The following is a 9,779-nucleotide window of genomic DNA, read 5'->3' as shown; positions in this document are numbered from 1 at the left end:
CGGCCTCCCTGGGGCCGAGGTTGGCGACGTCGGCCAGCTTCTGCCCGGTGGCGGGGTCGAGGATGTCAAAGCGGCTGCTGCCGGCCAGCCACTGGCCGTTGATCAGGGCGTCGGTCTTGAGCAGGCTGGGGTCGTTGAGTTGAGAGAGGGGGGAAGTCAGGTTTTGCATGGATGAACTCATAAGGGGTGAGAGTGGGCGCGTCAGCGCACTTCGATTTCGATGAAAACCACTTCGTGGTCGGTTGGGTTAATCACGTTGTGCTGCACACCGATGCTGCGGGCATAGGACTGGCCCGCCACCAGCGGCACGGTTTTGGGTCCCTCGGGTGTTTCCAATTGCAGTGCGCCGTTGGTTTGCGGTACAACCACGTAGTGATGATCGTGAATGTGCCAGCCGGTTTCAGCACCGGGCGCGAAACGCCATTCGGTCACGATGACCTGGTCGTTGGACACCTGCACGGTGGGAACGGCTTGGGGACGTGGTGATAAGGTCATGGTCAGTGAAAAGATTAAAAAATCAACGGTAGTGCACGCCAGGCAGCACGCACAGCATTTCAAATAGCAGGTTGGCGCCCAGCAGGGCGGTGTTGCCGTTGGGGTCGTAGGGGGGAGACACTTCGACCAAGTCGGCCCCCACCAGGTTCAGACCCCGGCAGCCCCGGATGATTTCCAGCGCTTGCGGGACGGTCAATCCGCCAATCTCCGGTGTGCCGGTGCCCCCGGCAAAGGCGGGATCAATGCCATCAATATCAAAGCTCAAATAGCAGGGCGCATCCCCAATGGCCTCGCGCACCCGTGCCATCAAGGGCGCGAGGGACTGGTACCAGACCTCGTGCGCCTGCACCACGGTGAAGCCCTGCTGGCGCGGCCAGTCAAAGTCTTCTGCGCTGTAACCGCTGCCGCGCAGGCCGATTTGCCACACCTTGTTGGTTTGCAGCAGCCCTTCTTCCACGGCCCGGCGAAACGGCGTGCCGTGTGCAATGGCTTCGCCAAACATGTCGTCGTTGACGTCGGCGTGGGCATCCACATGGATCAGGGCGACCGGCCCGTGCTTGGCCGCCATGGCGCGCAGGATGGGCAGGGCGATGGTGTGGTCGCCGCCCAAGGTCAGCGGTATGCAACTGGCGGTGAGCATCTCCTCGTAAAACTCGGTGATGATGGGCATTGACTTAGGCAAAGAGTAGGTGTTGATGGGCACATCGCCCAAATCCGCTACCTGCAGCGTGTCAAAGGGTGCGGCGCCGGTGGCCATGTTGTAGGGGCGCAGCAGGCAGGACTCGGCGCGAATCTGGCGCGGGCCAAAGCGTGCTCCGGGGCGGTGCGAGGTGCCGATGTCCAACGGTATGCCGATGAAGGCGGCGTCCAGCCCTTGCGACGAGCTGGCCAATGGCAGGCGCATCATGCTGGCGATGCCGCCAAAGCGCGGCATGGCGTTGCCGGAGAGGGGTTGGTTTTTCATATTGCCGACTGAAGTGCTGGGGTCATTGCATGCGCTGAGAAACGCGCTTTTCAATGGCACCACCATGCTGGGTCCAAAAACCTGCATCAAAGGGGAGTGATCGCCGCAGGTTTCCGGGGGCCGATGGCAAGTCGCTGGTGGCCATGGACAGGTCTACCAAATAGTTATTCAAGCCAGATACCGGACGGCTGCGGCCGACGTCATAGCGAAAAATTGCATTGAAGTGCGTCGGGCCATACGGTATCTCGCGTGAGAACGCCAATTGGGGCTCTTCCGATGTTGCGAAATTGATGAAGGCCTGTGCCACGGCGGCCTTGGGCGAACCTTTGACGATGACCCAGTAATCCAGCTCATGAATGGTATCGGTCCAGGCAATTGTGAGCTGGGTGGTGCCCTCACGGTTGGCTGCGGCAATGCGACCATTGAAGGCCGTTGACATGCTGACTTCACCGGATGCCAAGCGCTGTGGGGGTTGCGCACCGGATTCCCACCAGACAATGTGCGGTTTCAATTGTTCCAACCGGGCAATGGCGCGGTCAAGTCCCGCTTGGGTGGCTAGCATGGCATAGACATCCAGGCGCTTGACGCCGTCAGACATCAGTGCAATTTCAAGGTTGTAGCGCGCGCCTTTTCGCAGCCCGCGTTTGCCTGGAAAACGGTGCACATTCCAAAAATCTGCCCAAGTGCGGGGTGCCTCTTTGAAACGGGTGGCGTCGTAGGCCATGACGGTAGACCAAACGAATGCACCCACACCGCATTCTTTTACCGTGCCTGGCAACAAAAGGCTTGCATGGGGGACAGCGGCGCGATCAATGCGTTCAAACAAACCTTCATCACAACCCACTTTAAGGTCGGTGGACTCCACCTCCACCACGTCCCACGTGACTTTTCGGTCCCGGACCATGGCGCGGATGGGTGCTAGATCACCGGTATATTCGATGCCCATTACCTCTTGCCCACGTGCACGGGAGAAGGGCTTGATGAAGGCCACGTCTTGGGCTTTGCCGTTGGCGCCGCCAAAGTTGGCAACGGTTAGCAGTTGGGCCTGCGCGGTACAGGCCAGAGTCGCCAGGAGGGTGAAAAGAACGCGGGTCATCATGGTAAATCGCTGATTCAGCGACGGCGTCCGCGCAACCATTCCAAGCCCAGCATCAGTGCCGTGGTGAAGATGATCAGCAAGGTAGCGACGGCCGCAATGGTGGGGGAGATGTTTTCACGGATGCCGTTGAACATCTGGCGGGGCAAGGTGCTCTGGGTCGGTCCGGCAATAAACAGGGTCACCACCACCTCGTCAAAGGACGTGGCGAAAGCAAACAAGGCGCCAGAAATCACGCCGGGTGCAATGATGGGCAAGGTAACGCGAAAGAAGGTCTCCAACGGGTTGGCGCCCAGGCTCAGGCTGGCGCGCACCAGGTTGTGGTTAAAGCCCTGCAAGGTGGCCAGCACGGTGGTCAGCACAAAGGGTGCGCCCAGGGCGGCGTGCACCAGAATCAGCCCGGTGTAGGTATCGGCCAGCCCGATCTTGGCGAAGAACAGGTAGGTGCTGACGCCCACCACCACGATGGGCACCACCATGGGGGCAATCAGCAGGCTCATCAACAAGCCCTTGCCAAAGAACTGCACGCGGGCCAAACCCACCGCCGCCGTCGTGCCCAGCACCGTGGCCAACAGGGTGGCCAAGGGGGCCACGATGAAGCTGTTGCGGGTGGCTCGCGCCCAGTCGTCCGAACTGAACAGGTTGTCATACCACTGCAGGGACCAGCCGGGAATAGGGTAGGCCAGGAACGAGCTGGCGCTGAAAGACAGCGGAATGATGACCAAAATGGGCAACAGCAAGAACATCAGCACGCCGATGCACAGTGCACGAAAGGCGTACCAGCCCGCGATGTCTACCAGCGTGGCATAGGCGGGGAAGACGGGTAACAAGGGTTTTCGCATCACATTTAGCCCAGGCTGAGTTCGGATTTCACGACCCGGCGGTACAAGGCGTACAGCACCAGGGTGGCGGTCAGCAACACGGCGCCCAGGGCGCAGGCCATGCCCCAGTTGACGTTGACGTTGGTGTATTGGGCGATGTAGTAACTCAGCATCTGGTCATCCGCCCCGCCCAGCAGTGCCGGTGTCACGTAGTAGCCAATGCTCAGAATAAACACCAGCAAACCACCGGCACCCATGCCAGGGTAGGTTTGTGGCACGTACACCCTGAAAAAGGCGGCCAATGGCGAGCTGCCCAGCGACACGGCGGCCCGCAAATAGGTGGCTGGCACCGACTTCATCACGCTGTACAGCGGCAAAATCATGAAGGGCAGCAGGATGTGCACCATGGCAATGACCACCCCCAGGCGGTTGAACAGCAGGGGCAAGGGCTCATCGGTCAGGCCCAGCCCCATCAGGGAGCGGTTCACCAAACCGTTGGACTGCAGCAAGACAATCCAGGCTGCCACGCGCACCAGGATGGAGGTCCAGAAGGGCACCAGCACCAGGATCATCAGCATGTTGGCCTTGCGTGCGGACAGGGTCGACAGCCAGTAGGCCAGCGGGTAACCCAGCAAAAGGCAGCACAGGGTGACGACCGCACTGATCTGGAAAGTGCGCATCAGTATCCTGCCGAAGGCCGCAGATTCCGCGTCCACCTTGACGATGTTGCCTTGCACATCGCGTTTCAGATCCAGCGAGGCGAGCAGGTAGTCGGGCGTCCAGCGGGACGCATTTTTGGCGATAGCCTGCCAGTAGGGCAGTTCGCCCCAGCGGGCGTCCAGCGTGAGCATGTGTTCGCGCACTTGCGCAGGCGTCATGCCGGGCGTGAAGGGCAGGGCGCGGTAGGTGCCCATGACCAGGGAGCGGGCCCCACTGACCTCGCTGTTGAGGCGGCGCGCCAGTGCGCCCGCATCGGACTGTTCCTGGATGGCCGACAGGTCTTCGACCAAAGCCGCGTAGGCCGCATCGGGAGGCGCCGAGCTGCGGTCCCAGTGGGACAGAGACTGGGCGGTTTTGCCCAGAGTGTTGGCGACCTCCGGGTTCTCCACGGCGCGTACCAGCAAGGCGCCAATGGGAACCAGAAAGGTCGCCAACAAGAACAGCAGCAAAGGCAGCGTCAGCGAGATCGCGAAGAGCCGCCGACGGCGCTCGGCACGCCGCAATTGACCCGCCAGACTGCCGGGTGCCAAGGTCATGGACTGGGTCATTGCGATCCCTCTTTCTAGTGACTACGAACGATGGCTTACTGAGCAGCCCAGGCAGCGAAACGCTTTTCGAGCGCCTCACCCTGGTCAGCCCAGAAACTTACGTTGAACTGCAGAGCGGTTTTGGAGTTGGCTGTGGACGTGGGCAGCAGGCCCAGGGTCTTGGCGTCCAGCTTGGCCAGTGCCTTGGTGTTGGTCGGGCCGTAGGAGATCAGCTTGGCATACTCCGCCTGCTCATTGGCGCTGCTGGCCATGGCGATGTATTTCAAAGCCACATCGCGGTTCTTGCCACCCTTGGGCATGACCCAGTAGTCCAGGTCATAAATGCCGCCGGTCCAGGTGATTTGCAGGTTTTTTCCTTCGCGCTGCGCCGCGTCAATACGGCCGTTGTACACCGTCGTCAGCGCCACGTCACCGGCTACCAGGAACTGGGGCGGTTGTGCACCGGCTTCCCACCACTGGATGTTGGGTTTGAGTTCGGTCAGCTTCTTGAAGGCGCGCTCTGCACCGTCTTTGGTGGCCAGTACCTTGTACACGTCTTGCACGGCCACACCATCGGCCATCAAGGCGAATTCCAGGTTGTAGCGCGCGCCCTTGCGCATGCCGCGTTTGCCGGGGATCTTCTTCACGTCCCAGAAGTCACCCCAGGTCACGGGAGCGGTTTTGATCTTGTCGGCGTTGTAGGCCATCACGGTGGACCACACAAAGGTGCCAATGCCGCATTCGTGCACGGCGGCTGGGGTGAAGTCGGCCTTGTTGCCGATCTTGCTGTAATCCATCTTTTCGAAAAGGCCTTCATCGCAGCCACGGGCCACATCGGGGGATTCCACCTCGACCACGTCCCAGGTCACGTTCTTGGATTCGACCATGGCCTTGATCTTGGCCTGCTCGCCGTTGTATTCCACGCTGACGATCTTGTTGCCGGTGGCCTTCTCAAAGGGTTCGACATAGGCCTTCTTCTGGGCATTGCCATTGGCACCCCCAAAGTTCACAACCGTGATCTGGGTCTGGGCATAGCTTGCAAATGAGGCAATGACCGCAACGGCTGCCACGATAGGTTTGAGTTTCATCGACGAGGTCCTTCTAGCTGTAGTGAATGGAAAGGTTGAGATTGCAGGAGGATCAGAGATAGATCCTGAGGTGCTCGGGTGGCAAATGCAGCCAGGCGGCTTGTCCGACCTGAGGAATTGCATTGCTTGAAAGTGGAATCTTGACGGTGGCGTCGGCTTGCCCTGGCAGCGTGCAGCGCAAGCGCAGGTGATCGCCAAAATAAATGACATCGCCTACAACAGCCTGAATGCTGTTGTCAGAAGGCTTCTCGCTGGCCAGCGACACCACAATCCGTTCTGGCCGAATGCAGGCCTGCACGGCTTGCGGGGCCATCGCGGCGTTGACGTTCAAGCCGCCCAATTGGGTACCGCAAGGCAGATTTACATGGCACTGCGTGCCGGCGTTGGCCGTGACCAGACCTTCAAAAATGGTGTTGTCGCCGACGAAACCGGCAACAAAGCGGTTCACCGGGGTTTCATACAACTGGGTCACCACATCGATTTGCTGGATGGCGCCATCGTTGAACACCGCTACCCGGTCTGACATGGTGAGTGCCTCGGACTGGTCGTGCGTGACATACACAAAGGTCAGTCCCAGTTGGCGGTGCAAAGCCTTCAACTCAATCTGCATGTGCTCACGCAGTTGCTTGTCCAGGGCGCCCAGAGGCTCGTCCATCAGCACCAATTGGGGGTCAAATACCAGCGCACGCGCCAGGGCGATGCGCTGCTGTTGGCCACCCGATAGTTGCCCCGGAAAGCGCGCGCCCATGTGGCCCATTTGCACCATGTCCAGCGCCCGCTTGACCTTGGCTTCGCGGTCCGATTTGCCCAGCTTGCGAACGGTCAGCGGATAGGCCACGTTGTCGGCCACCGTCATGTGGGGAAACAGCGCGTAGTTTTGAAACACCATGCCAAAGTTGCGCTTGTGGGGCGGTGTCCTGGTGATGGGATGGCCATCCAGAAATATCTCGCCCGCCGTGGGTGACTCGAAGCCGGCCAGCATCATGAGCGTGGTGGTCTTGCCGGAGCCTGACGGCCCCAACAAAGACAAAAATTCCCCGGCTTGAATGTCGAGGTTGAGATTGCGGACCACGAGCGTATTGCCATCGTAGGTTTTTTGAACTCCCGCAAACTTCACAAGTTCTTTGGACGACATTTTTTGCAGATACCTTTCAGCTTCAATTCAGTGCAGGGCAATGATATATATTTACAGATAGCAAAAATCGTACCTTGATGCTACCCAAGTGAAAATCAAGCTGCCTGAATCGCTGTCAGGGATGCAGCGATGATGGCCAGGCCTTCATCGACGATGGTGTCACTGGCGGTCAGTGGCACCAGAATGCGGATGACGTTGCCATAGGTGCCGCACGACAGCAAAATCAGCCCACGCTTGGTCGCGTCGGCGCACAGCCGTTTGGCAAGATCTGCATCAGGTTGGTGCAGATCGCCACCCTTGCAAAGCTCGATGGCCACCATGGCACCGAGACCGCGCACATCGGCAATGCAGGGGTTGTGGGTCGCGAGCGCTTTCAGGTTGGCGGTCAGGCGCGCGCCCAACTGGCGGCTGCGTTCCAGCAGGCTCTCCTTTTCAAATACTTCCAATACCGCCAATGCCGCTGCGCATGCCATGGGGCTGCCCGCGTAGGTGCCGCCCAGACCGCCAGGCGCCGGCGCATCCATAACCTCAGCGCGGCCCACCACGGCCGAGATCGGGAAACCGCCCGCCATGGACTTGGCCATGGTGATCATGTCCGGCGCGACGCCGCTTTGTTCGATGGCAAACCAGGTTCCGGTGCGGCCCGCGCCAGTCTGGATCTCATCGGCGATCAACAAAATACCGTGCTGGTCGCACAGGGCGCGTAGGCGCTGCAGGAATTCGGTCGGTGCCACATTGAAGCCCCCTTCGCCTTGCACCGGCTCCACGATGATGGCCGCCACGCGGCTGGCTTCCACATCATTCTTGAAGATCGATTCAATCGACGCGATGGAATCATCGACGCTGAAGCCGTGCAACACGTCGGGGAATTGGGCGTGAAAAATTTCAGCCGGGAAAGGCCCGAAACCCGTCTTGTATGGCGCCACCTTGCCGGTCAAGCCCAGCGTCAGCAAGGTGCGGCCGTGGTAGCCGCTGGTGAATGCGATGACAGCGGCACGCTTGGTGTGCGCGCGGGCAATCTTGATGGCATTCTCAACCGCTTCGGAGCCGGTGGTTAGAAACAGTGTCTTCTTGGCGAAATCGCCGGGTGCCTTGGCATTGATGCGTTCGGCCAGTTCAACATACGGCTCATACGCCAGCACCTGGAAGCAAGTGTGGGTGTACAAGTCGAGTTGGGCCTTGACCGCGTCAATCAGGGCGGGATGGCGGTGACCGGTATTCAGCACCGCAATGCCGCCTGCGAAGTCAATGTAGCGCTTGCCTTCCACATCCCAGATTTCGGCATTTTCGCCGCGTGCGATAAAAACTTCGTGGCTTTGGCCAACGCCGCGGGGAATGGCGGCCTGCCGACGGGCCATCAAAGCTGCATTTTTCAAGTGGGTTTCGCGTTTCATATCAATCCTGAATGTCGATGAGGTGGTCTGTAAACTGCCATAAATGTAGGGTCCGGCGACGACGGCTACCATATACAGATTGCGTCTTTTTTTGGGTGCACTGTGCAGTAGGCTGTGCCTGTACATGAAAACCCTTAGGCTGTTACCTTGTTCACACTGAATCCTCAACTATCTACCCCTCTGGTCCTGCAGATCGTGGAGGGATTTCGGCTCGTCATCGAGGACGGCTCACTGCGGCACGGCTCCAAGGCGCCATCCATCCGCCAGTTTGCGCACGCCCACAAGGTGAGCGTTTTCACGGTGGTTGACGCTTACGACCGGCTGGTGGCCCAAGGCTACTTTGCGTCGCGCCCCCATTCCGGATTCTTTGTGAAGCAGCGGCAAATATCCGCCACCGAAGCACCAGGGCACGGGCCCAATTTCAGTTTCGATTCGATGTGGTATTTGCGCCGGATCTTCGAGAACCGGGCGTTGCGCATGAAGCCGGGCTGCGGCTGGCTGCCCGGCGAATGGCTGTTTCAGGAGGGCGTGCGCCGCAGTCTGCGCAGTCTGGCGACGGACAACGTGGACCTGGGCGGTTATGGCGAGCCCAAGGGCTATCCACCGCTGCGCCAGCTGGTGCGTGATCTGCTGGCCGAGCAGGAAATCGCCGTCACGTCCGAGCAAGTGCTGCTCACGCACGGCTCCAGCCAGGCGATGGATCTGGTAGCGCGGCGATTGGTGCGCCCGGGCGATGCCGTGCTGGTGGACGATCCGGGTTACCCCAATTTGTTGTTTTCATTGCGTTTCCTGGGCGCACGTCTGGTCGGCGTGCCGCGCACACCGACCGGTTATGACCTGGTGGCGCTGGAACGCCTGGTGATCGAGCACCAGCCCAAGGTTTTTTTCACCCAGCCCAGGCTGCAAAGTCCGACCGGCTCGGTTGCCCAACTGGCGCATTTGCACCGTGTCATGCAACTGGCGGAAAAGCACGATTTCCTGGTGGTGGAGAACGATATTTACGCCGATCTGGACCCCGAACCCCGGCCCTCTCTGGCCAGTCTGGACCAGTTGAACCGGGTGATCTACATCAGCAGTTTTTCCAAGACCATTTCACCCAACATCCGCGTGGGCTACCTGGCGGCCAGTCCTGATTTACTGGAAGACCTGGCGCAGCTCAAGATGATCTCGGGCCTGACGTCTTCCGAGTTCAGCGAGCGTTTGGCCCATGGCGCCTTGATTGACGGACGCTGGCGCAAGCACATCAAGGGCGTGCGCGAGCGTCTGGCCAAGGCCCACGAGGGCGCTGCCTCCCGGCTGCTGAAAATCGGATTCGAGATTTTTACGGAACCCAAAGCCGGCATCTTTCTGTGGGCCAAGCACCCCGACCTGCCCAGCGCCACCGAGTTGGCCTACAAAGCGGTCGAGCAGGATATTTTGCTGGGTCCGGGACATCTGTTCAGCCCTGACCTTCAACCCAGCCCCTGGCTGCGCTTCAACGTGGCGTTTTGCGACGATCCGGCTGTCTTTACCTTCCTGGAGCAATGCATTCCGTGACGT

9 protein-coding genes and 1 pseudogene are annotated in these 9,779 nt (G+C 59.9%); 1 reads left to right on the top strand and 9 read right to left on the bottom strand.

Annotated elements, in window-relative coordinates:
* The 9 genes and pseudogenes from C5P05_RS22520 to gabT all read right to left on the bottom strand — a co-directional run.
* Positions 1–169, bottom strand: a pseudogene (locus C5P05_RS22520) (succinate-semialdehyde dehydrogenase (NADP(+))); the annotation flags it as partial.
* Between the two features lie 32 nt (positions 170–201).
* The gene (locus C5P05_RS22515; protein ID WP_114972083.1) at positions 202–495 is read right to left on the bottom strand and encodes a cupin domain-containing protein; all 294 of its coding nucleotides are present in this window, start codon (positions 493–495) and stop codon (positions 202–204) included.
* Positions 496–517: 22 nt separating this feature from the next.
* The gene (speB, locus tag C5P05_RS22510; RefSeq protein ID WP_114972082.1) at positions 518–1,459 is read right to left on the bottom strand and encodes an agmatinase; all 942 of its coding nucleotides are present in this window, start codon (positions 1,457–1,459) and stop codon (positions 518–520) included.
* Positions 1,460–1,481: 22 nt separating this feature from the next.
* Positions 1,482–2,558, bottom strand: a complete 1,077-nt coding sequence (locus tag C5P05_RS22505) for an ABC transporter substrate-binding protein (RefSeq protein WP_198674829.1) — start codon at positions 2,556–2,558, stop codon at positions 1,482–1,484.
* Positions 2,559–2,572: 14 nt separating this feature from the next.
* A complete protein-coding gene (locus C5P05_RS22500) occupies positions 2,573–3,397 on the bottom strand; it encodes an ABC transporter permease (RefSeq protein ID WP_114972080.1) in 825 nt (274 codons plus the stop codon).
* A gap of 5 nt (positions 3,398–3,402) precedes the next feature.
* A complete protein-coding gene (locus C5P05_RS22495; RefSeq protein ID WP_114972079.1) occupies positions 3,403–4,644 on the bottom strand; it encodes an ABC transporter permease in 1,242 nt (413 codons plus the stop codon).
* Positions 4,645–4,679: 35 nt separating this feature from the next.
* Positions 4,680–5,711, bottom strand: a complete 1,032-nt coding sequence (locus C5P05_RS22490) for an ABC transporter substrate-binding protein (RefSeq protein ID WP_114972078.1) — start codon at positions 5,709–5,711, stop codon at positions 4,680–4,682.
* Positions 5,712–5,763: 52 nt separating this feature from the next.
* On the bottom strand, positions 5,764–6,846 hold the full coding sequence (locus C5P05_RS22485) for an ABC transporter ATP-binding protein (RefSeq protein WP_114972077.1): 1,083 nt from the start codon (positions 6,844–6,846) through the stop codon (positions 5,764–5,766).
* A gap of 95 nt (positions 6,847–6,941) precedes the next feature.
* Positions 6,942–8,240, bottom strand: coding sequence for a 4-aminobutyrate--2-oxoglutarate transaminase (gene gabT / locus C5P05_RS22480; RefSeq protein ID WP_114972076.1), 1,299 nt, complete (start codon positions 8,238–8,240; stop codon positions 6,942–6,944).
* A gap of 147 nt (positions 8,241–8,387) precedes the next feature.
* Here gabT and C5P05_RS22475 point away from each other — a divergent pair, with 147 nt between their 5' ends.
* On the top strand, positions 8,388–9,776 hold the full coding sequence (locus tag C5P05_RS22475; RefSeq protein WP_114972075.1) for a PLP-dependent aminotransferase family protein: 1,389 nt from the start codon (positions 8,388–8,390) through the stop codon (positions 9,774–9,776).
* Positions 9,777–9,779: the final 3 nt, after the last annotated feature.

This window comes from Rhodoferax ferrireducens, from assembly GCF_003347515.1.
In the GTDB taxonomy this organism is placed as follows: domain Bacteria; phylum Pseudomonadota; class Gammaproteobacteria; order Burkholderiales; family Burkholderiaceae_C; genus Rhodoferax.
This window is presented reverse-complemented; position numbering and strand designations above follow the sequence as displayed.